This window comes from Sinomonas cellulolyticus (assembly GCF_014656475.1).
GTDB classification, from domain to species: domain Bacteria; phylum Actinomycetota; class Actinomycetes; order Actinomycetales; family Micrococcaceae; genus Sinomonas; species Sinomonas cellulolyticus.
The window spans coordinates 85781-106235 of sequence record NZ_BNCM01000006.1 but is presented as its reverse complement, the minus strand read 5'-3'; the positions used below and the strand labels follow the sequence as shown (position 1 = coordinate 106235).

The following is a 20455-nucleotide window of genomic DNA, read 5'->3' as shown; positions in this document are numbered from 1 at the left end:
CGGGTCAGCCGGCGAGCTCGAGCGGGCCGTCCTCGTAGTCGGGAAGCTCGATGGTGTGCGCGGTGTGGTCCCGCTTGGTGGCGAGGTAGAAGGCGTTGGCCGCGGAAAGGTGCACGCCCGTGGGCACGCGCTCGGTGACCTCGATGCCGAGGGCCTCGAGCTGGTGCGCCTTGTCCGGGTTGTTGGAGAGGAGCCGGATCCTCGAGGCGCCGAGGGTGCGCAGCATCTGGGCGGCGGCCCGGTAGTCGCGCTCGTCCTCCGCGCGGCCGAGGGCGCGGTTGGCGGCGTACGTGTCGAGGCCCTGGTCCTGGAGCGCGTACGCGTCGAGCTTCGCGTACAGGCCGATCCCCCGGCCCTCTTGGCGCAGGTAGAGCAGGAACCCGCCGGCCTCGGTGATGCGCTCGGCCGCCTCGCGCAGCTGGGGCCCGCAGTCGCAGCGCTCGGAGCCGAAGACGTCCCCGGTGAGGCACTCGCTGTGCGGGCGCACGAGCGGCGCGTCGCCGCCGTCGTGCGAGCGGGCCAGCGCGGCCTCCCAGTCCCCGAGCCCGAGCAGCAGGTGCTCGCGGCGGTCCGCGAGGTGGCGGAACGTGAAGACGTCCGCCACGGTGGTGTAGCCGTCGGGGAACTTGAGCGGGACCCGAACCCGTGTGCGCACCTCCGGTGTACCTGACATGGCCCAGCTCCCCTCATCTAAAACGTAACAGCGCGATTTTACATGAACGTTCCGAGGCCCGTACAGGACCGTCATGCGATCGCAACACTCGCCTCCTAGTGTTTGTTCCATCACCCCGCCCAGGCAGGAGGCAACCATGCAGACACATGCCAAGCTGACCATCCGACGAGTGCCGTGGTCGAACTGCGTGGGACGCGACCTCCGCGCTGCGCAGCAGGCCGAGCGCGGGGCCGCCCCGGACCCGACGGACGCGGACCTCGCCGTCTTCCTCATCGCCTACGAGCGCGCCACCGGCCAGCCGCTCGGGTGCGGCGGCCTGCGGTGGCTCGAGCCGACCATCGCGGAGGCAAGGCCGATCTACGTCCTGCCCTACGCGCGGGGGGCGGGGATCGCCGCGTCGATCCTCACCGCGCTCGAGGGAGAGGCGCACGCCGCCGGCGTCACCACCGTGGTGGCCGAGGCCGCCACCGCCCGCCCCGGCGGCGAGCCGTTCTTCGAGGCGGCCGGCTACCGGCGCATCCCGAACTTCGGGCCGTACCAGGAGTCCGAGGAGTCGGTGTGCCTCGCCAAGCCGGTCATGAACCCCATACGGGTCCACGCGGCCCCGGTCTGAGCGCCTCGTCTGAGCGAGGTCCTCAGACCGGGGTCACCACTCCAGCTGCTCCTCCCGCGAGCGCCAGTGGATCCAGCGCCGCCACGCGTCGGGGGCAAGCACCACGGCCACGCCGACGACCGCACCGATTGCCGTGTCGATGAAGCGATCGTGCAGGAGGTCCAGGGGATTGATGTGGACAACGAGCAGGGTTGAGAGGAGCGCGAGCGGCGTCACGCACACCTGCGCGAGGAAGTACTGCCGGGCGATGAGCATCTCCGCGCCGAACTGGCACAGCGCGATGAGCACCACCATGACCCACGCCTCCGGCCGCACCGCCACGATGAGGGCCAGGATCGCAAGGCCCACCACGGTGCCGAGGATACGCTGCAGGCCACGGGCGACGCGGTGCCGGGTCGTGTGCCCCACGAGGGGCACGACGGCGGCGACCATCGCCCAGTAGTTGTGGCCGAACCCGAGGGCCTGGCCCACGATCGTCGCGATAGTGCCGGCGACGCTCGCCGCCACGAGGTACCCGACCGACTCGAGCCACAGGGCGTGGCGCTCGTGGGCTGCGAGGCGCACGCGCCAGGCAGACCGGACCCCTGCCCAGGTGAGCGGGGTGCGCCGCGAGGGCACCACCCGGGAGGCCATCCCGATGAGCACGGCGACGAGCACCGTGAGCGCGGCCGCGAGCATCGCCTGGCCCAGGGGCGGCTGGTGCGGCACGGACGCAATCGCGGCGTACGCGAAGATGTGGAACAGCGAGCCCGCGGGGCGCAGACGCCAGTGCCCCACGATGACGGTACAGCCCCACGCGACGACGGTGGTGCCGACCACGATGGTCCACGGGCTGATCACGTCGCCGGGGCTGAGCCTCGCGGTGAGCGTGCCTGCGAGGATCACGGCAAGCATGAGCAGCCCGGCCCGGATCTGGGTCACAATCCGTGTGCGGTGCGGCTCGTTGCGCCCGTAGATCCCCGTGAACGCGCCGAAGCTCGCGAAGATTGCGAGGTCGAGCCGGCCCAGCAGCACAAGGGTGATGAGCGGCAGGAATACCCCGGCGGCGACGCGGATAGCCACCTGATGGTCGTTCTTCGCCGGGCCGATGCTGAACAGCAGCCGATGGGCGAACTCCCGGGCACGCGAGAGGCCACCGGCGGCCGGGCCGCCCGGGTGCGCGGCGCCGTCGTGCGCCGGAGTACTGGCCGGGCCCTGCGTTTCCCGCCCCCTCACTCCGCGCCTACTCAGCCGCAGCGAGCTGGCCGCAGGCGCCGTCGATCTCCTTGCCGCGCGTGTCACGCAGGGTCGTGGGAATGCCGGCGGCGCGGAGGGTCTCGATGAACTCCTCCTGCACGTGGCGCTCGGAGGACGTCCAGATGGACCCGGGGGTCGGGTTGAGCGGGATCGGGTTCACGTGGACCCAGCCGCGGCCGCGCTGGTTGAGCTTCTTCGCGAGAAGGGCGGCGCGCCAGGCGTGGTCGTTCATGTCCTTGATGAGCGCGTACTCGATGCTCACGCGGCGGCCGGTCTTCCGGTAGTACTCGTGGGCGGCGTCGAGGGCCTCGTCGACCTTCCAGCGGTTGTTGACGGGGATGAGCTCGTCGCGGAGCTCGTCGTCGGGCGCGTGGAGCGAGAGGGCGAACGTGACGGGGAGGTCCTCATCCGCGAGCTTGCGGATCGCGGGGACAAGGCCCACGGTCGAGACCGTGATGTTGCGGGCGCTCATGCCCAGGCCCATCGGGACCGGGTCCACGAAGCGGTGCACGGCATTCATGACCCGCTTGTAGTTGGCCAGCGGCTCGCCCATGCCCATGAAGACGATGTTGGTGACGCGCTCATCGGGGTGCTCCTGCTGGCCCAGCTCACCCGCCGCGATGATGCGGTTCGCCGCGACGACCTGGTCCACGATCTCCGCCGTGGACATGTTGCGGGTCAGGCCCGCCTGGCCCGTGGCGCAGAACGGGCAGTTCATGCCGCAGCCGGCCTGGCTCGAGACGCACAGCGTGATGCGGCCGGGGTAGCGCATGAGCACGGACTCGACGAGGGCGCCGTCGAAGAGGCGCCAGAGGAACTTGATGGTGTTGCCATCGTCGGTGCGGAGGCGGCGGACTTCGCTGAGCAGCGGCGGGAAGAGGCCCTCGACGAGTTCCCCGCGGCCCGCCTTGGGCAGGTCGCTCATCGCGTCCGGGTCCGTGGTCCAGTGCTGGAAGTAGTGGGTGCTCAGCTGCTTCGCGCGGAACGCCGGCAGGCCGAGCTCCTTGACCTTCGCCTGGCGCTCCTCGAGGCTCAGGTCCGCGAAGTGCTGCGGCGGCTGCTTGACCCGCGGGGACGCGAACTGCAGCAGCGGCCGGCCCTCGGCGGTACGCTGCTGCTCCCAGCCCTCGGCCTTGGGCTGGACCTGGGCGCGGGCCTCGGGGCGGGACGTGTCAGGGGTGCTGGCGGCGGAAGTCATCCTGTCCATCATCCCATGCCCGTTTGGCCAGCGGCCAATCGGGGCACTATGATTCCGCTCTCGCCGGGGGCAGGCGCCTCCCTCGTCGCCCCCGAAATGTTGGGTTGAGCATGGTCTGGGCGCCTCCCACCCTGCTCAACCCAGCATTTCGCGGGCGGCCGGTTCGCGGGCGGGCCTGGGGCGGGCCTGGGGCGGGCCTGGGCGGCGTCAACCGCGGCGGGCCGGGGACGGGGCCGCCGCCTGCTCCGCGTACAGCCGCGCGTACGCGCCGCCGGCGGCGAGGAGCTCGGCGTGCGTCCCGTGCTCGACGATCCGCCCGCCGTCCACCACGTAGATGACGTCGGCGGCCACCACGGTCGAGAGCCGGTGCGCGATCGCGATGGTGGTGCGCCCGTGCGCGGCCGTGTCGAGGGCCTGCTGGACGACGCGCTCGGAGATGGTGTCGAGGGCGCTCGTGGCCTCGTCGAGGATGAGCACCTCGGGGTCCTTGAGCAGCACCCGCGCAATCGCGATGCGCTGCTTCTCCCCGCCCGAGAGCCGGTACCCGCGCTCCCCCACCACGGTGTCGTAGCCGTCCGGGAACCCGGCGATCGTGGCGTGGATGTTCGCCGACCGCGCGGCCGCCTCGAGCTCCTCGTCGGTCGCGTCCGGCTTGGCGTAGCGCAGGTTCTCGGCGATCGTCGCGTGGAACAGGTACGTCTCCTGGCTCACGACGCCGATGTGGCTCACCAGGGATTCGCGGTCGAGATCCCGCACGTCGTGCCCCGCGAAGCGGACCGCGCCCGAGGACGCCTCGTAGAACCGCGGGATCAGGTAGGAGACCGTGGTCTTCCCGGCGCCGCTCGGGCCCACGAACGCGGCGTACTGCCCGGGCTCGATCGTGAAGGAGACGTCATCGAGAGTAGCCCGGTCCACGCCGCGCGCGTCCGGGTAGCGGAACGTCACGCCGTCGAACTCCACCTCGCCCAGGCGCGGCGCGTGGGCGGGGAGGGGCGCGGCGTCGGGCGCGTCCACGATGGCGGGACGCAGATCGAGGTACTCGAAGATGCGGGCGAACAGCGCGCCCGAGGTCTGCAGGTCCAGCGCCACGCGCATGAGCGCGATGAGCGGGAACAGGAGCCTGGCCTGGACGTTGGTGAAGGCGACGATCGTGCCGGCGGTGATCGCGACGTTGCCGCCCGTGATGAGCCACCCCGCCACCAGGTACACGATCGCGGGGATCGAGGAGAGGAAGATCGTCACGAGCGCGAAGAAGTACTGCCCGCTCATGGCCTGCCGGACCTGGAGCCGGACGAGGTTCGTGTTCTCGGCGGAGTACTTGGCGATCTCGTCCGGCTGGCGGTTGAAGCTCTTGGAGAGCAGGATCCCGGACACGCTCAGCGACTCCTGGGTGATCGCCGTCATGTCCGAGAGCGACTCCTGGGTCTTCGTGGCGATCCGCGCGCGGACCTGCCCCACGCGGCGCTGCGCCACGACGAGGAACGGCATGAGCACGACCGCGATGAGCGTCAGCTGCCAGTTGAGCGCCACCATCGCCACGAAGGCCGCGATGACCGTGACGATGTTGCCCACCACGCCGGAGACGGTGTTCTGCAGGACGCTCGCGACGCCGCCGACGTCGTTCTGCAGACGCGACTGGATCACGCCTGTCTTGGTGCGGGTGAAGAAGCTCAGCTCCATGGACTGCAGGTGGCTGAAGAGGCGCACACGCAGGGACCCCATGACGCGGTTGCCCACGGTCGAGGTCAGGTATGTCTGCCACACGCCCAGCAGCGCCGAGAGGACGTACGCGCCGACCATGAGGCCCACGAGCTCGCCGAGCCGCGGCAGGTTGGGGCCGCCGCTCGGAGGGAAGAGGCCGTCGTCGAAGATGCGCTGGGTGAGCAGCGGCGGCGCGACGGACAGCGCCGCCGCCGCGAGGACGAGCACCACCGTGAGCACAAGCGCGCCGCGGTGGGGCCGGAACAGCTCGGCGATGCGCCGCAGCAGGTGCGGGATCTTCGGCGCCTCGGCGTTGAGCTTCTTCTGCAGGGCAACGTCGCCGCTCGAGATGCGGCCTCCGCGCACGACGCCGCCGGGTCGCCCGGGTGGGTGTTGGGACATGGGCGTCGCCCCCTTCCTGAGCTGAGGCTACTCCGCGAGGATCATGTACAGGGCCTTGCGTGCCTCGTCGATCTTGACGGCCGCCTGGGCGCGCTGCTCGTCCGTGGCAGCGCCGCGGAACTGGTGCAGCACCCCCATGAACTTGCCGACGCTCTCCATGAACGCCTGGGTGGCCTCGCTTCTTCCGGGCGCCGCGTCCCACGCCTGGGTGAGCTCGTCGGCGTGGTCGGCGACGTAGGTGCGGCCGGCGTCCGTGAGCGTGTACTCGGTGCGCTTGCCCTCGCCCGTCTGCTCGACGAGCTCCTCGTCGACGAGCTGCTGGAGCGTCGGGTACACCGAGCCAGGGCTGGGGCGCCAAACGCCGTTGGTCTTCTCGTTCGCGGCCTGGATGATGCCATAGCCGGTGAGCGGCTGCTCGGACAGGAGCGAGAGGATCATGGCGCGCACGTCGCCGCGGCTCGCGCGCCGTCCTCCGCGGGGTCCGAAGCCGGGCGGGAAGCCGTGGCCCCCGCGGCCGCCCGGGCCGAAGCCGTGCCCGCCGAACCCGGGACCGAAGCCCGGGAAGCCGCCGGGCCCGCCGGGGGCGAAGCCCCCCGGGCCGCCCGGTCCGAAGCCGCCGGGCCCGAAGCCCCGCCCCTGCGGGCCGCGGGGGCCGTCGTGGTGGTGCATCGCCTCGAAGTCATGGTGATGGTGGTGTGGATGTCCGCGCATGGCGTCCTCCTGATGTCTGCGTTGGCTGTTATCGGTGCCGGGCCCGATCCGGACCCGACACTTAACGATATATCGCTGAGTGTCAGAGAACAAGAGGGTTAGACAAGCGCTGCCCCGGCCCGCATCTCCTTGGTGTATTCACGCGGGAGATGCGGCCCGGGGCAGCAGATGTGTTGGCTTGGCGGCCTACGGCTTGACCTTGTGCCGGCTCACGATCGAGAGGCGGTTGAACGCGTTCATCGAGATCGCGGCCCAGCAGAGGGCGGAGAACCTCTCGTCGCCGAGTTCGGCATGGGCGCGGTCGAGGATGGCTGCGCGCTCGTCGTCGTCCGGGAGCAGGGTGATGGCCTCGGCGATGTCGAGGGCAACCCGCTCGAGCACTGTGAACATGCCGGCCTCGCGCCAGGCGGGCAGCACGTTGAGCTTGCGCGCGGGGACGCCGGCCTCGGCGGCCTGGCGGCCGTGGAGGTCGAGGCAGTAGGTGCAGCGGTTGATCTGGGAGATGCGCAGGCTCAGGAGTTCGACGGCGTCGCGCGGGACTCCCGCCGCGTCGGTCGCCTCGTGGACCTTGGCCCGGAACGCCACGAGCGACTTCCAGATCGCGGGGTTGGCCTTGTCGAGGTAGAAGGAGGCGGGCTCTTCGAGGTCGGCTTCGGGGTTCGTCATGGACCCATCATGGCGCGCGGCCCGGGCCGGCGGCCGCACCCCGCAAGAGATGACCCCCAGGACGTGACACCCAGAAGGTGACTCCCAGAGCCTGGGGGTCACCTTCTGGGTGTCATGTCCCGGGGGTCATGTCCCGGGGGTCACGTCCCGGGAGTGCGGGCTACTTGGACTGCCACCCCGTGTAGCACTCGGCGATGTACGCGCGGCCGCGCTCGGACTCGAGCAGCGAGCGGAGCTCGCCGAGCTGGCGGGCCCGGAAGAACTCGTGGTTCGTCTCGGTGGGGACGGTGTGCAGGAGCGTGGTCATCCAGTACGAGAAGTACTGCGCCTTCCACACCCGGTCCAGGGCGCGGTCGGAATAGGTGTCCATGAGCGCCGTCGAGCCGGACTTGAAGTACGAGTCGAGGGACTCGAACAGCACGCGCACATCGGAGAACGCGAGGTTGAGGCCCTTGGCGCCGGTCGGCGGGACGGTGTGCGCGGCGTCGCCGGCGAGGAACAGGTTGCCGTGGCGCATCGGCGTCTGCACGAACGAGCGGAACGGCAGCACCACCTTGTCCGTGACCGGGCCCTCCTTGAGCTCGAACCCGTTGCCGTTCACGCGCAGGCGCAGCTGCTCCCAGATCTGCTCGTCGGTCCAGTCGGCGGGGTTGGTGGTCGGGTCGCACTGGAAGTACATGCGCTGGACCGTGTCGGTGCGCTGGGAGATGAGTGCGAACCCGTGCGCCGAGTTGGCGTAGATGAGCTCGGGGGCGCTGCGCGGGGCCTCGGTGAGGATGCCAAACCAGGCGAACGGGTACTCGTTGAAGTACGTCTTGCGCGCGGCCTCGGGGATCTGGTGGCGGCAGTACGAGCGCGAGCCGTCCGCGCCGACGAGGATCTCGGCGCGCAGCTCGAAGTCGTTGCCCTCGGAGTCGGTGAAGTGAACCCTCGGCTTGTCGAGCAGGTCGAAGGCCTCGGTGTTCGAGCACGAGTAGCGCACGTCGCCGCCGTCGGCCTCGCGGCGGGCGGCGAGGTCGTCGAACACGTCGTTCTGCGGGTACAGCCACACGGACTGGCCCACGAGGCCCTTGAAGTCGATGCGGTGGCCCTCGCCGTTCACGCGGAACTCGGTGCCCTCGTGCTCGTGGCCGTTGCGCAGCACGTTGTCCACACCCGACTGGACGAGCAGGTCCACGGACCCCGCCTCGAGGATGCCGGCGCGGATGGTGTTGGAGATCTCCTGGCGGCTGCGGATCTCCACCACGGTGCTCTCGATGCCGGCCTGGTGCAGCAGGTGCGAGAGCATGAGGCCGGCGGGCCCGGCTCCCATGATGGCCACCTGGGTGGTGATGACGGTGCGATCGCCCATGATCGTTCCTTTCGGGGTCGGAGCCTGCTCGCGGGATCCGCGGCGGCCGTGCGTCTGCTTCGAGTGTGACGCGGCTCGCTCCGAGCGCGAACCTCATTTCCGTTGATTGGAAACGAATCCCGAAAACGAGAGATGCGTTCCCGCCGTCGTGCGCGGGGGGCCCACCGAGGGCGGCCCTGCTACGCGGGGCCGCCGAGCTGCCGCCCGATGCCCCGCGCCGCGGTCTTGAGCGCGGGCACCAGCTGCTGGATCCGCACCTCGGCGAGAGGCACGACGACGCCGATCGCCGCCACCGCATGCCGTTGCCGATCGAAGATGGGAACCGCGATGCCCCACGTGTCCGGGTCCACGACGCCCGCGAGCTCCGCGAACCCGTGGGTCGACGCGGCGGCGAGGAGCTGCCGGACGTGCTCGGTCGTGGCCTTGCCGGTGTGGTCGCGGAACCGGGCGAGGTACGCGGCCTGGACGTGGGGGGGCTGCGCGGACATGAGCGCCACCCCCGCCGAGGAGATGTGCACGGGCATGCGCCCGGCCACCTTGGCCCGGTTGGCCACGGACCCGCGGCGCGAGAGCCGCTCGACGAACAGGACGTCGTCGCCCTGGAGGACGGCGAGATTGACGTTCTGGTTGAGGACCTGGTGGATGTCGTCCATGAACGGCAGGGCCGCCTGGCGCAGCACGAGCGTGGGCGAGTTGCGGTTGACGAGCTCCCACAGGCGCAGCCCGAGCTGGACCTTCCCGCCCGGCGCCTGCTCGAGGAGTCGGTGTTCGGCAAGCTGCTTGACGAGGCGGTGGGCGCTCGTGAGCGGCAGTCCGGCCCTGGCGGCGAGTTCGCCGAGCGGCAGGGAGCTCACGCCCTCGGGGAAGGCCTCGAGGACGCGCACCACGCGGTCAACGACCGAGTCGCCGGACGCCGAGTTGGCCATGGACTGCCCCTTCTGTACTCGTTCTGTTACGGCACCGCATTCCATTCAATGGTGACACGTGTCAGGCGCCACGCGGAACGGTGATAGAACTCTCAGGTCCACCCTGAGCATTTCCGAGGTTCTCCATGTCCACAGTCCTGCCCACCCCCTCCGGCACCCACGCCGGCACTACCGTGCGCTCCCAGTGGCCAGTCTGGCTCTGCTGGTTCGCGATGGTGCTCGACGGATTCGACCTCGTGGTCCTGGGCGCCGTCATCCCCACCCTCCTGAAGACCCACGAGCTCGGCTTCGACCCCGTCGGCGCGACGCTCGCGGCCACGATCTCGCTCGTCGGCGTGGGTCTCGGCGCCCTGTTCATCGCGCCGCTCTCGGACCGGTTCGGCCGCCGACGGCTGCTCATCGCCTGCGTCGCCTGGTTCTCCGTGTTCACGCTCGCCGTGGTCGCGGCGCCGAATGTCGCGCTCTTCAGCGCCTTCCGCCTGCTTGCGGGCCTCGGCCTCGGCGCGTGCCTTCCCGCCGCCCTTGCCTACATCAACGACTATGCGAAGGCCGGCTCCGGCGCCTCGAACACCACCCGCACCATGACCGGCTACCACGCCGGCGCCGTCGCCACTGCGTTCCTCGCGCTCGTGATCATGCCCGACTGGCGCGCCATGTTCATCGCCGGCGGCATCGCGGGCCTCGTGCTGCTCCCCTTCCTGTGGGCGAAGCTGCCCGAGTCCCTTCCCGCGGCCCCCGAGGCGACGCCTGCCGCGGGTTCCGCGCACGACGCCGGTGACGCGCCGTCGTCGTCCGCCGCGCCGTCGGAGTCCGCTGCGGCCGCCGGGCGCGCAGAAAAGGCCGGGTTTCGTTCGCTGCTGCGCAAGCCGTACCCGCTCGTGGCACTCGGGATCGCCGTCGCCTCGTTCATGGGCCTTCTGCTCGTCTACGGCCTCAACACGTGGCTGCCCACGCTCATGGCGGAGGCCGGGTACTCGATGAGCTCCTCTCTCACGCTGCTGCTCGTGCTCAACGTCGGCGCTGTGGCGGGGCTGCTCGTGGCGGGCTGGCTGGCGGACAAGCACGGGACCAAGCGGATCGTGCTCCTGTGGTTCGGAGTCTCGGCGGTGCTGCTGGCGGCGCTGAGCTTCCGCATGCAGAACGAGCTCCTGCTCAACGCCGCCGTGTTCGTCACCGGCGTGTTCGTGTTCAGCGCCCAGGTGCTCGTCTACGCGTGGGTCTCCCAGCTGTTCCCGGCGCACCTGCGCGGCACGGCCCTCGGCTTCTCGGCCGGTGTGGGCCGCATGGGAGCCATCCTCGGCCCGGCCGTCACAGGAACGCTGGTGACTCTCGGCGTGGCCTACCCGTGGGGCTTCTACGTCTTCGCCGCGGCTGCCGTGCTGGCCGTGCTCGCGCTCATGGCGCTCCCGCACGCCGTCCAGTCGCGCCAGGAGGCCTGACAGCGGGGGCTTAGGTGGAGGACCGCGGGCGCACGAGCGTGCTCCACAGGTGCCACAGCATTCCCGCGAATGTGGCGAGGAATGCCGTGACCGCAACCCACAGCTCCCCCCGCCCGATGGCCGTGACCACGGGCAGGTTGTCCGCGCGGCCCAGGTAGATCCCCGCCACGGCGTACATGCCGAGAGGGAAGATGACGCTCCACAGTCCCGGCTCGTAGGACAGGGGAACGCGGTGCACCAGGTGCCGCCACCACCCGGCCGCGATGAGCACCGGGAACAGCCACGAGGCAAACGACCAGAACACCACGGAGGAGCCGGCCACGAGCCCGCGCGTGGCGTCCACCATCGGGGCGCCGGCCATCTCAACGATCCTGGCGCCGGCCAAGACGCTGATGGCCATCGCGCCCATCGCCACGAAGTAGGCCGGGCGCAGGTCCTCCGGCCGGATCGGGTAGGTCATGAGCCGCAGCGAGACGAAGATGCCTACGGCCGCGTACAGGATGAGCCCCACCGACCACGCGACCACGGCGAGGACCGCAAGCCAGGAGCGCCAGTCCGGCCCGGCGAGCGGCTCCACCGTCGCCGCGGCCACGGCCACGGACTGGCTCGCCACGCACCAGATGAACCAGGTGCCGTTCGCGTCCTTGACCACAGGTCGCTCAGCGCGGCCGAGGACCGCGGTCCACGGGATCACGTAGCCGAGGACCACCCACGCCAGCAGGGCCAGGCACAGGAGCGCCGCCGTCGCCGCCGGCCAGCCGGCCATGCCGAGCCTGACGCCGAGCACGTCCGTGCCGGCGATGAACGTGAAGAACCCGAAGGCGCGGCCGGGGTGCATGAAGTCGTCCCGCATGGAGGCCCTGAACCGGACGAGCCGGACGAGGTTGAGCACGAGGATCACCGCGTAGGAAACCACGCACACGGCGAGCAGGATGGCCGAGAGCCAGTGGATGCTCTCGAGCTCGAGGCCCACAGAGATGATGCCGCTGGCCATGGTGAGCGCAAAGTACCCGGGGGTGAGTGTCTGCACGGCCTCGGCGAAGCGGGATCCGGCCGACGCTACACCTGTGGTCATGGCCTCCAGCCTAAGGCGAGGGCGCCGGCTCAGGGCACGAGGACCACTTTGCCGATGTTGCGACGCTCCTCAAGATAGGCATGCGCCTCGGCGGCGGCCTCAAGGGGGAAGGCGCGGTCCACGTGCGGACGGACCCACCCGTCGTCGACCCCTTCCAGCAGCGCCTCCATCCAGGTGCGCACCTTCCCGGCCTCGCCGAACAGGTGCCCTATGTTGACACCGAACACCCCGAGGTTCCGGTTCATGAGCGGGACGGGGTTGAAGAGCGGCTGCTGGGCCACGAGGGCGAGCAGGGCCAGCTTCCCCGGCAGTCTCGACGACACGGCACCGGCGACGCTGAACATGCCGAGGCGCCCGGTGGAGCGCAGCACGCGGTAGCTCTGGCGCAGATGGCGGCCGCCGAACGGGTCGAGGACGAGCTCGACGCCGCGCCCGCCCGTGAGGCGCATGACCTCCTTGGGCCAGTCCTGGGCCGTGTAGTCGATGGCATCGTGGAGCCCTCGCTCCGCGAGGAACGCGTGCTTCCGGGCGCTGGCGGTGCCGATCAGGTGGGCGCCGACGTGCCGCCCGATGTCCAGCGCGGCAAGGCCCACTCCCCCGCCGGCGTTGTGGATGAGCACGGTCTCACCCTCGGACAGGGCGCCCATGACGACCATGAGCTGCCACGCTGCGAGGTAGTTCACCGGGAGCGCAGCCGCCTCCTCGTGGGACAGGCCTGAGGGCTTCTCGAACACCTGCTCCTGGGGGACGCACACGGTATCGGCGTAGCCACCGAAGTGCGTGAGCGCGACGACGTCACGCCCCACCCACTCCTGGGGCGCCTCGGGCCCTGCCGCGTCAACGGTCCCGGAGACCTCGTAGCCGACCACGGCGGGAAACCGGGAGACGTCCGGGTACAGGCCCCGGCGGGCCAGGACGTCAGCGAAGTTGACCCCGCTCGCCCTTGCGCGGATCCGCAGCTCGCGCTGGCGCGGGACGGGGTCCGGCGCCTCTCTGGGTACGATCCGGTCGGTTCCGCCCGCGGCGGTGATCACAGCCTGTCTCACGGCTGGATCCTAGCCCTCGCAGGAGAACAGCCGGTTGCGCCGGGCGATTCATGTTGAAATGACAAGTAATTACTAGATCCGTAAAGAAACTTATAGTCTTCTGACAGTGGATCTCATCTTGAATCATCCAGTTGACAGACTTATTCTCGGAGACGTCATCACTGCCGGCTTCGAGCAGACGGAGCCGCCGCTGCGGGGAAATACCACACCTTCTGGACGTGAAGATGCCAGGACAATGTCTGGCGTCCTTTGCGGATAGATATCTCGGGCGGCCTGATGCGATCAACGAGATTCGAGATGGGGTTGAATCATGGACAAGCGCAAGGAAACGCAATTCGTGGTGAAGTTTGAGGGGGCAGAACTCACCGATGAACAGACGAAGACAATTGATGAAGCCATCCGCTCGGCTGTGGCGCAGTCAATCACGCGCTTGGGACTCCCGCAGGTCCTCCGTCCGCTGAAGCCAGAAGGACTCGGTCCGAGCGGCGGCCAGCTCAGCGGACTGGTCGCCGTGGATCCCACCGCATAGCGTCCGGCGATGGAGGCTGAACCAGGAAGGGGTCCTTCCGTCGAACCGCTGTGCCCGAGCGCCCCGCCAAGCGAGGGTGCCGTCATTCTCGCCGTGGAAGGCGTGGAAGGGGAACTCGCGTACCTGCGTCCCGCGATCCCCCTCGGAAGCGCCGCACACGACCTCGACCACAGCGCCGTCGGAGACCTCCTCCGCTTCGCATCCCCGTGCCGCAGCAGCGGATGCGCCCACTGGAGAGGTGGGCGCTGCAATCTCGTGGACACCTTGGTCGGTGTGGCGACGGAAACGGAAGACCGAGAACTGCCGCGATGCGCTATTCGCTCGAGGTGCCGCTGGTTCGCCCAAGACGGGAAGTTCGCGTGCTCTGTCTGCACGAACGTTCGACGGAACAACCTCATACCCCTAGAGGCGCTGGACAAGGAAGCAGCCGCCCGGGCCACGGAAGCACCCGCCCGGGAACACATGGGTCGAGACCAAGAGGCCGACAATCCCCCACCCATCACGAGATAGGACGAGAAATGCCCACCAAGTACGTTGTCCATGAGGGTGACCCCTACCCGACGGCATCGTTGGCCGCCCAAGGAGACGGCCGCCGGGAACTGGAGGGTCGCTTCGATGACGGAGCCAGGATCTACGCCGTGGTGAAGGACGGCAAGATCATGAGCTTCGAAGGAACCCGAGACGGGCAGACGCTCGAGACCAAGACGTTCCAGGTCGAGGCGGAATCCCTCAAGCCGCAGATGATGCCCGTCCGGTGCATGGTCTGCATCCTGAGCTCCGACGGCTCATTCAACTGCTATCCGATCGAATGCCCGGGAGGGCGGTAGGGCAGGGTCGTCAGCTACGAGGGCCGCTGCTAGCGAAAAAAGGAGAGGAAGAATGCCGCGCACATACACCTTTGAAGACAGTCCGCGCATTTCCACCGGTGAGATCGCCGGAAAGGGAGACGGGCGGCACCGATTGGACTTCCACCTCGACGGCGCAGCCGTATATGCCGTCGTCAAGGACGGGAAGCTCGCCAGCTTCGAGGCAGAGCGGGAAGGAAGTCCCGTGGAGACGCTGGTGGTCAGGGAGACCAAGAGCAATCTCCAGGCAGAAGCCGTTCCCGTCAAAGCGTGGATCTGTGCCTGCAGCGGCGACAGCTGCGTATGCAGGGAGATTGAGGTGATCTCGGGCTGACCGCCCTCGGAACCGGGGGCCACGCGCTCCCGGTTCCGGCCAGTGGAAGCAGGGAGTGGCGCCGGACTCCCGATCCGGTATGCACTGGCTCCATGCGTCTCAAGCTGACTCCTGCTGCAAACCTCGTGGGCCGGGACGTCGCCTCCTCCATCCCGGCGGAGGCCGAGGGGGCCTTCGGCCTGGGGGACGGGCGCGACGACGAGCTCGAGCGGATCTGGCCGCACGCCGTCGTGCATCTGGACGTACGCAGCAACGATGCGCACACGCTGTACGCGGTGGCGATCGCGCGGTCCCTGCTCGCGGCGCATCCTGACGCGGACGCGGGCGTGGTGCTGCCGGCGATGATGCTGCACGACATCGGCTGGTCGCGGGTGCCGGCGGACGAGGTGCTGGAGGCGATCGCGCCGGGCGGCGGCCGGCCGGACCTCGTGCTCCTGCACGAGAAGGAAGGCGCGCGGCTCGCCGCGGAGATCCTGGCCGAGATCGGGGTCCCGGCGCAGCGCGTGGCGCGCATCGTGGAGATCATCGACGGCCACGATTCGCGGCGCGAGGCGCTCTCGATCGAGGATGCGATCGTCAAGGACGCTGACAAGGTCTGGCGCCTGACTCCGCACGGGCTGGACACGGTCATGGACTGGTTCGGGCTCGACCGCGGCCAGGCGCTGCGGCTGTGCAGCTCCAGGGTTCATGCCCACCTGTTCACCGATGCGGCCAAAGCCCTCGCCCTCGGGCTCGCGGCGGTGGAATCGGCGAACCTCTGGCCTCAGCGAGCGGCGCTAGAGTTGCCCTGAGACCACGGCGCCCCTGGACGGGCCGAGTCACTGCGGGAGGCGAGATGGCGGGTGGGAGCAGCGAGCCCGGCCGCAGCGTCACCTCCAAGGTGCTCGCGCTGCTGTTCGCGTTCGAGTCCGGCCGCCGCTCGCTGAGCCTGTCCGAACTGGCCGAGGCCGCGCACCTGCCACTGAGCACCACGCACCGGCTTGTAGCGGAGCTGGTCGACTCGGGAGCCCTGGCCCGGGACCCCCAGGGGAGGCTCCAGCTCGGGATCCGGCTCTGGGAGCTCGGCCAGAACGCCGGCCGCGCCCTGCGCGACACCGCGCACCCCTTCGTGCAGGACCTGTTCTCGCTCACGGGCGAGACTTCGCATCTGGCGATCCGCGAGGGGCACGAGGTGCTCTACATCGACCGCGTGTACGGCACCAAGCGGGTGCCCCGTGCCTCCCGGGTGGGCGGCCGGCTGCCCATGCACGCCACTGCCGTGGGCAAGGTGATCCTTGCGTTCGAGGAGGAGTGGGTCCGCGACGCCTACTTCCACCGGCACCTCGAGCAGCCCACTGCGTACACCCACATCAACCCTGTGCGGCTGGCTGAGGAGCTCGCGCAGATCCGCGAGCAGGGCTATGGCACCACCGCGGAGGAGGTGCGGCTCGGCTCCGCCTCGATCGCGGTGCCGGTGTTCCACACCGGCAGCATCGGGGCGGGGCTGGGGATCGTGGTCCTCTCCTCGCAGGCCCCCACCATGCTGCGCCACCTTCCCACCCTCAGGGGGATCTCGGCGCAGATCGAGCGGGCCACGGCGCACATCCCGCTCGAGACGCTACGCGCGAGCGCCAAGATCGGCGGCTGAGGCGCCGGGCGGTGTCACGGCACCCCGCGGGGTGCGTCATCGGGCCTGCGAACCCTCCGCAGGCTCCGCACGCGAGCCCTCCCCCTCGAGGTCGGGCTCGATGCAGATGTGGCTCGCGGCCGGGACGGCCTCGCGGATCCGGCGACGGGCCGCCTTGATCCTGTCAACGAGGTCAGCGGCGGTATCGCACCCCCGCACGGCGATCTTCGCGGTGACGAGGATGTCCTCGGGGCCGAGGTGCATGGTCTTGAGCTCGAGCACCCGGTTCCGTCCCTCCCCCTCGAGGGCTGCCCGGATCGCGCGGAGCTGCGGCTTCCCGGCGGACTCCCCGAGCAGCAGGGAGGTCATCTCGACGGCGAGCACCGCGGCGACGAGCACGAGCAGCACGCCGATGCAGCCCGTGCCCACGGCGTCCCACACCCCGTTGCCGGTCAGGAGGGTCATGCCAACCCCGAAGAGGGCGAGGAGGAGCCCGACGACGGCGGCGGAGTCCTCGAGCATGATGACCGGCAGCTCGGGGGCCTTCGCCGTGCTGATGAAGCGGACCAACGACTGGTTCCCGCGCGCGGCCTTCGACTCGCTGACGGCCACGAGGAAGGAGCGGCCCTCCAGGATGATGCTGCCTGCGAGGACGGCGAGCGGCACCCACCACCACTGGCCCTCGATGGCGTGCGGGTGCCTCCACTTCTCGTACGCCTCGTAGAGCGCGAACAGGCCGCCGAGGCTGAACAGGACGATCGAGACCACGAAGCCGTAGACGTACCGGCTGCTCCCGTGCCCGAACGGGTGCCGCTCGTCCGGCAGGCGCCGTGAGGTCTTCCGTCCGACGAGCAGCAGCACTTGGTTGCCTGAGTCCGCCACGGAGTGGACGGACTCGGCGAGCATGGCCGACGCGCCGGTCAGCAGGTACGCGAGGAACTTCAGCAGCGCGATGCCGAGGTTTGCGCCCAGCGCGGCCACGACCGCCTTCTTGCCACCGCCAGCCGCCATGGCCCCTCCTCGCACTCATGGCACCCGTTCGGGGCCGGTGAGGGGATACCCGCAGGGAAGGACATTGAACACGTGGTGCTGGGAATATGCCCGGAAACGGGCGCGCGTGCCGCACGCACCCTTGGCCTCACGGGCCCTAGCGGCAAGGCTTGTGCCATGCCCCGCCCCCGCTGGCTCACGCGCAACGTCGCAACGCTCTCCGGCGTGAGTCTCCTGCAAGACGCCGCGAGCGAGCTGCTCTACCCGATCATGCCGATCTTCCTCACCGTGGTCCTCGGGGCGCCCGCCGCCGTCGTGGGCGTGGTGGAGGGGGCGGCCGAGGGTGTCGCTTCGCTGACCAAGATCGGGGCCGGCCGTCTGGCCGACCGCTCGTCGAAGCGCCGCCTCATCGGGTTCGGCTACGGGCTCGCCGCGGTGGGGAAGCTCATCATCGCCCTCGCCGGGTCGTGGCCCGTGGTGCTCGTGGCACGCTGCGTTGACCGGCTGGGCAAGGGCATCCGCGGCGCTCCCCGCGACGCCCTCCTGATGGAGGGCGCGGACACTGCGAACCGCGGCCGCATCTTCGGCTTCCACCGCACGGCGGACACGCTCGGCGCGGTGATCGGCCCCAGCATCGGCCTCGTCCTGTACGAGGCGTTCAGCCGGCAGATCCCACCGCTGCTGTGGGTCGCCGTGGTCCCGGCCGTCCTCTCGGTGGCTCTCGTCGCTGCGGTGCGGGAACGGCGCACGGTGCCGGCCGTCGTCGTGCGCGGCGCGGCGGAGCGCACGACGACGGCCGCGCACCCCGCGCAGTCGGCGAGCCTCCCGGCCCGGCTGAGACTGCTGATCGGCGGTCTGACGGTGTTCTCCCTCGTGAACTTCCCGGACTCGCTCCTGCTGCTGCGCGCGCACGATCTCGGGCTGTCCACCGAGGGCGTCATCGCGGCCTACATCCTGTACAACGTCGCGTACGCGGCGCTCTCCTACCCGGCGGGCGCCCTGTCCGACCGGATCCCCCGCTACCACGTCTACGCGATCGGGCTCGTGTGCTTCGCGGTGGGCTACCTCGGGCTCGGGCTCATCGGAGACCCGCTGTGGGTGTTCCCCATCCTCATTGTGTATGGCGGGTTCACGGCCGCGACCGACGGCGTGGGGAAGGCCTGGGTCTCGAGCCTCGCGCCCGCCTCGCTGCAGGGCCGCGCGCAGGGGCTGTTCCAGGGGCTCACCGGCGGCGCGATCCTCGTGGCTGGGGTCTGGGCCGGGCTCGCGTGGGGCGACGCCGGGCAGGTCCCGCTGCTGGTGAGCGGTTCAGCGGGGCTCGTGCTCGCCGTCGGGCTCGTGGTGGCCGGGCAACGGCTGACGGCGCGCGGCCGGTAGGGCCGGACGGACTCGGCACGGCGCGCGGCCTCAGGCAGTGGGGGTGCCGGCCCGTCCCGCCATGGCAGCGCGAATGGCCTGCGCCAGCTGCACGCTGTCCGGCAGCCCGGACGGTCCGTGCGGGGTGCGGAAGAGCCGGCAGGCGAGGTTCCCGGTCGCGGCGCCGGCAAAGGGGTCGACCCCGTCGACGAGGATGGTGGGCGAACCGGCGAAGCCGAGCCGGAGTGCCTGCTCGGGGCTGCTGACCTCGACGGCGATGACGTCCACCTCGGCGGCGCCGGCCAGACGGGCCGCCGAGCGTGTGAGCTCGAGGGCTTCGCGCCAATGCGGGCAGCCTTCGATGTAGAGGATGTCGATTCTCGGCGGGAAGACCATGTCAGTGCCTCGGATCGTCTGCGGCTGGCGTGGGCCCTCCGCTCTTCTAAAGATCTCATTCAAGATTTTAGATGCGCCCAGCCTCGACCGCAAGGGTCGAGCGCAGGGTACTGCACCGCTCTAAGCCCCTTCTTCGGACATTGCTTGCATAGACGCAATTGTTTGCTTTGCGCAAACGGCGGGAATGAGCACCCCGGAAGCCGGCCCGGACGATCCCACCCGGGCCCCCGAGGAAACGGAGGTTCCCGCATGTCGTCCTGGCCGTTATGGGCACTCCTTCTGCTCTTCGTCGCTGCCGCCGCGGTCGTCTGGATCGCGGGCATCCAGCTCTCCAAGCAGACCGACGTCCTGGACGCGAGGCTGCACCTGGGCTCCGCCTTGGGCGGCCTGATCCTGCTCGCACTCGCCACGAACCTGCCCGAGATCGCCATCACCGTCAGCGCGGCGATCTCGGGCAACCTCGGGGTCGCGGTGGGCAACATCCTCGGCGGCATCGCCGTCCAGACGGTGGTTCTCGTGGTCCTCGATGCGTTCGGCACTCACAGGGGTGACCCGCTGATGTACCGGGCCTCGTCCTTGACCCTCGTGATCGAGGCGGTGACCGTCGTCGGCGTGCTCGGAGTCGCGGTGGCCGGCAGCCAGATGCCCTCGAGCCTCGTCGCGTTCCACGTGACTCCCGCAGCCCTCCTCATCACAGCCGTGTGGGTCGTGGGGCTCCTCGCCGTCCAGCGCAGCCAGAAGGGGCTCCCATGGCACGAGCAGGGCAATGCCCCCGGGGCCCAGTCCAAGCCGCAGGGGCACAGCAAGGACCCGGGAGACGGCAGCAAGGGCACCAAAGTCAGCACCGGCCGCGCCGCACTGATCTTCCTCATCGCCGCGGTCGCCACCCTCGTCGCGGGCGTCGTGCTCGAGCGCAGCGGCGACGCGATTGCCGGTCAGATCGGCCTCTCGGGGGTCCTCTTCGGGGCGACCTTCCTCGCGGTGGCCACGTCCCTGCCGGAGATCTCCACCGGCCTGGCCTCCGTGAAGCAGGGGGACTACAAGCTCGCCGTCAGCGACATCTTCGGCGGCAACGCCTTCCTGCCCGTGCTCTTCCTCGTGGCAGTGCTCATCTCCGGCAAGCCCGTCCTGCCGCAGGCGCACAACACGGACATCTACCTCACAGCGCTGGCGATCCTGCTGACCCTCGTCTACACCATGAGCCTGATCTTCCGGCCCAAGCGCCGGATCGCGGGCATGGGCGCCGATTCCTTCATCGTGCTCGTCCTCTACCTGCTCGGCGTTGCAGGGCTCTTCGCCGTCGCCTCGTCCTCGTAGGGGTGCACCGCGCTGGAGCAGACCTCATCGTCGCACGCGCACGAC

At 70.0% G+C, this 20455-nt stretch carries 21 protein-coding genes; 9 read left to right on the top strand and 12 right to left on the bottom strand.

Annotated features, from left to right (window positions below; translation table 11 throughout):
• Positions 1 to 4 precede the first annotated feature (4 nt).
• Positions 5 to 673 carry a GTP cyclohydrolase II gene (locus IE231_RS09405; protein WP_189693699.1) on the bottom strand — a complete coding sequence of 223 codons (669 nt, stop codon included), beginning with the start codon at positions 671 to 673 and terminating at the stop codon, positions 5 to 7.
• Positions 674 to 809: 136 nt separating this feature from the next.
• On the opposite strand from IE231_RS09405, the gene IE231_RS09400 reads away from it, so the two are divergent.
• On the top strand, positions 810 to 1286 hold the full coding sequence (locus IE231_RS09400) for a GNAT family N-acetyltransferase (protein WP_189693698.1): 477 nt from the start codon (positions 810 to 812) through the stop codon (positions 1284 to 1286).
• Positions 1287 to 1319: 33 nt separating this feature from the next.
• Here the strand turns inward: IE231_RS09400 and IE231_RS09395 are convergent, their stop codons facing one another.
• The 7 genes from IE231_RS09395 to IE231_RS09365 all read right to left on the bottom strand — a co-directional run bounded on the left by IE231_RS09395 (position 1320) and on the right by IE231_RS09365 (position 9477).
• A complete protein-coding gene (locus tag IE231_RS09395) occupies positions 1320 to 2384 on the bottom strand; it encodes an FUSC family protein (protein ID WP_229866671.1) in 1065 nt (354 codons plus the stop codon).
• Between the two features lie 124 nt (positions 2385 to 2508).
• Complete coding sequence (gene rlmN, locus IE231_RS09390; RefSeq protein ID WP_189693697.1) at positions 2509 to 3720, bottom strand: dual-specificity RNA methyltransferase RlmN; 1212 nt, start codon at positions 3718 to 3720, stop codon at positions 2509 to 2511.
• A gap of 207 nt (positions 3721 to 3927) precedes the next feature.
• A complete protein-coding gene (locus tag IE231_RS09385) occupies positions 3928 to 5823 on the bottom strand; it encodes an ABC transporter ATP-binding protein (protein ID WP_189693696.1) in 1896 nt (631 codons plus the stop codon).
• Between the two features lie 27 nt (positions 5824 to 5850).
• Positions 5851 to 6534, bottom strand: coding sequence for a PadR family transcriptional regulator (locus tag IE231_RS09380; RefSeq protein WP_229230635.1), 684 nt, complete (start codon positions 6532 to 6534; stop codon positions 5851 to 5853).
• Positions 6535 to 6720: 186 nt separating this feature from the next.
• The gene (locus IE231_RS09375) at positions 6721 to 7200 is read right to left on the bottom strand and encodes a carboxymuconolactone decarboxylase family protein (protein WP_189693695.1); all 480 of its coding nucleotides are present in this window, start codon (positions 7198 to 7200) and stop codon (positions 6721 to 6723) included.
• 160 nt (positions 7201 to 7360) lie between these two features.
• Positions 7361 to 8551: a 4-hydroxybenzoate 3-monooxygenase gene (locus IE231_RS09370; protein WP_189693694.1), complete on the bottom strand. Its 1191-nt coding sequence runs from the start codon at positions 8549 to 8551 to the stop codon at positions 7361 to 7363.
• Positions 8552 to 8730: 179 nt separating this feature from the next.
• A complete protein-coding gene (locus tag IE231_RS09365; protein ID WP_189693693.1) occupies positions 8731 to 9477 on the bottom strand; it encodes an IclR family transcriptional regulator in 747 nt (248 codons plus the stop codon).
• A 125-nt stretch (positions 9478 to 9602) separates the two neighbouring features.
• Here IE231_RS09365 and IE231_RS09360 point away from each other — a divergent pair, with 125 nt between their 5' ends.
• Complete coding sequence (locus IE231_RS09360; protein ID WP_229866611.1) at positions 9603 to 10916, top strand: MFS transporter; 1314 nt, start codon at positions 9603 to 9605, stop codon at positions 10914 to 10916.
• 10 nt (positions 10917 to 10926) lie between these two features.
• Here IE231_RS09360 and IE231_RS09355 read toward each other — a convergent pair whose 3' ends face one another.
• A complete protein-coding gene (locus IE231_RS09355; RefSeq protein WP_189693692.1) occupies positions 10927 to 11991 on the bottom strand; it encodes a tellurite resistance/C4-dicarboxylate transporter family protein in 1065 nt (354 codons plus the stop codon).
• Between the two features lie 29 nt (positions 11992 to 12020).
• Positions 12021 to 13037, bottom strand: a complete 1017-nt coding sequence (locus tag IE231_RS09350; protein WP_189693691.1) for a zinc-binding dehydrogenase — start codon at positions 13035 to 13037, stop codon at positions 12021 to 12023.
• A gap of 310 nt (positions 13038 to 13347) precedes the next feature.
• Here IE231_RS09350 and IE231_RS09345 point away from each other — a divergent pair, with 310 nt between their 5' ends.
• The 5 genes from IE231_RS09345 (at position 13348) to IE231_RS09325 (ending at position 16372) form a co-directional block, all read left to right on the top strand.
• Positions 13348 to 13566 (top strand): hypothetical protein, encoded by a 219-nt coding sequence (locus tag IE231_RS09345; protein WP_189693690.1) that lies wholly within the window; start codon positions 13348 to 13350, stop codon positions 13564 to 13566.
• 518 nt (positions 13567 to 14084) lie between these two features.
• Positions 14085 to 14393 (top strand): hypothetical protein, encoded by a 309-nt coding sequence (locus IE231_RS09340; protein ID WP_189693689.1) that lies wholly within the window; start codon positions 14085 to 14087, stop codon positions 14391 to 14393.
• A gap of 52 nt (positions 14394 to 14445) precedes the next feature.
• On the top strand, positions 14446 to 14745 hold the full coding sequence (locus IE231_RS09335; RefSeq protein ID WP_189693688.1) for a hypothetical protein: 300 nt from the start codon (positions 14446 to 14448) through the stop codon (positions 14743 to 14745).
• A 92-nt stretch (positions 14746 to 14837) separates the two neighbouring features.
• Positions 14838 to 15536 carry an HD domain-containing protein gene (locus IE231_RS09330; protein ID WP_189693687.1) on the top strand — a complete coding sequence of 233 codons (699 nt, stop codon included), beginning with the start codon at positions 14838 to 14840 and terminating at the stop codon, positions 15534 to 15536.
• A 44-nt stretch (positions 15537 to 15580) separates the two neighbouring features.
• Positions 15581 to 16372 carry an IclR family transcriptional regulator gene (locus IE231_RS09325; protein WP_189693686.1) on the top strand — a complete coding sequence of 264 codons (792 nt, stop codon included), beginning with the start codon at positions 15581 to 15583 and terminating at the stop codon, positions 16370 to 16372.
• Positions 16373 to 16408: 36 nt separating this feature from the next.
• On the opposite strand, the gene IE231_RS09320 is transcribed toward IE231_RS09325, so the two are convergent.
• Positions 16409 to 17362: a cation diffusion facilitator family transporter gene (locus tag IE231_RS09320; protein ID WP_189693685.1), complete on the bottom strand. Its 954-nt coding sequence runs from the start codon at positions 17360 to 17362 to the stop codon at positions 16409 to 16411.
• Between the two features lie 156 nt (positions 17363 to 17518).
• Here IE231_RS09320 and IE231_RS09315 point away from each other — a divergent pair, with 156 nt between their 5' ends.
• Positions 17519 to 18718 carry an MFS transporter gene (locus IE231_RS09315; RefSeq protein WP_189693684.1) on the top strand — a complete coding sequence of 400 codons (1200 nt, stop codon included), beginning with the start codon at positions 17519 to 17521 and terminating at the stop codon, positions 18716 to 18718.
• 30 nt (positions 18719 to 18748) lie between these two features.
• Here IE231_RS09315 and IE231_RS09310 read toward each other — a convergent pair whose 3' ends face one another.
• Positions 18749 to 19093: a hypothetical protein gene (locus tag IE231_RS09310; protein ID WP_189693683.1), complete on the bottom strand. Its 345-nt coding sequence runs from the start codon at positions 19091 to 19093 to the stop codon at positions 18749 to 18751.
• 249 nt (positions 19094 to 19342) lie between these two features.
• Here IE231_RS09310 and IE231_RS09305 point away from each other — a divergent pair, with 249 nt between their 5' ends.
• On the top strand, positions 19343 to 20410 hold the full coding sequence (locus IE231_RS09305) for a sodium:calcium antiporter (protein ID WP_189693682.1): 1068 nt from the start codon (positions 19343 to 19345) through the stop codon (positions 20408 to 20410).
• Positions 20411 to 20455: the final 45 nt, after the last annotated feature.